Origin of the sequence: Psychrobacter sp. Choline-02u-9 (assembly GCF_002836505.1) — a bacterium.
Lineage (GTDB): Bacteria > Pseudomonadota > Gammaproteobacteria > Pseudomonadales > Moraxellaceae > Psychrobacter.
Genome location: NZ_PJBF01000034.1, coordinates 1 through 316, shown reverse-complemented (window position 1 = coordinate 316; position 316 = coordinate 1). Strand labels below are relative to the sequence as shown.

At 45.9% G+C, this 316-nt stretch carries 1 protein-coding gene; it reads left to right on the top strand.

Features of this window, described 5'->3' with window-relative positions:
• On the top strand, nt 1-316 hold a 316-nt coding region (locus CXF69_RS00640; RefSeq protein WP_228706723.1), incomplete at both ends, for a GTP-binding protein.

The window sequence follows — 316 nt, the reverse complement described above, 5'->3', positions numbered from 1 at the left end:
GGCCCAGATGGACGGCGCAATCCTAGTCGTATCTGCAACTGACGGCCCTATGCCACAGACTCGTGAGCACATCTTGCTTTCACGTCAGGTTGGCGTACCGTACATCATCGTATTCATGAACAAATGTGACATGGTTGATGACGAAGAATTGTTAGAACTAGTAGAAATGGAAGTTCGTGAATTATTGAACGACTATGACTTCCCAGGCGATGACACTCCTATCGTTAAAGGTTCTGCTACTGAAGCCCTAAAAGGCTCACAAGAAAAATACGGCCAACCAGCTGTTGTAGAACTACTAAACGTACTAGACACCTAC